Annotated in this window: 1 protein-coding gene; it reads left to right on the top strand. The window is 67.7% G+C overall.

Annotation, left to right across the window (positions count from 1 at the left end):
• The coding region (locus tag ABD323_RS42840; RefSeq protein WP_344447452.1) for an acyltransferase family protein at positions 1–715 on the top strand (715 nt) is incomplete at both ends.

Consider the following 715-nt stretch of genomic DNA (forward strand, 5'->3'; position numbering starts at 1 on the left):
GCTGCGGATCCTGGCCGCGCTGATGGTGGTGTTCCACCACTACGTCGGCTACGGCGGCTCCGCCCACGGGGCGGGCAATGCCTGGTCACGGCCGATCGCGCAGGTGTTCCCGCTGGCCTCCAAGCTCGGGGCCTACATGTGGACGGGCGTCAGCCTGTTCTTCCTGATCAGCGGCTTCGTGATCGGCATGAGCACCTGGGGACGGGGGCTGGGCGACTTCTTCACGTCCCGGATCGTCCGCCTGTACCCGGCCTACTGGTTCGGGGTGCTGGCGACCACCGCCGTGCTGGCGGCCTGGCCGTTGGTGGCGCAGCCGCTGGACTCGTACCAGGTGCTGGTGAACCTGACGATGTTCCAGAGCGCGCTGCACGTCACCAACGTGGACGCCTCGTACTGGACGCTCTGGTACGAGCTCTGCTTCTACCTGCTGTTCGGCCTGGTGGTCCGACAGGGCCTCAACTACCGCCGGGTGGTCGCCTTCTGCATGGTGTGGACGGTGATGGGCATGGTGAGCGTCGGGGTGGACTGGGCGCCGCTGACGGTGGTGGCGATGCCCTGGGTCTCCTCGTTCTTCGTCGCCGGGCTGGCCTACTACCTGATGTACCGGTTCCGGCCGACCCTGCTGCTGTGGGGGATCGTCGGGGTCAGCTTGGTGCTGTCGCTCAACTACGCCGGTTCGCACCAGCAGTTGATCGACCCGGCGCTCGGCGGGGGG

The organism is Kitasatospora nipponensis, from assembly GCF_039528135.1.
GTDB classification, from domain to species: Bacteria; Actinomycetota; Actinomycetes; order Streptomycetales; family Streptomycetaceae; genus Kitasatospora; species Kitasatospora nipponensis.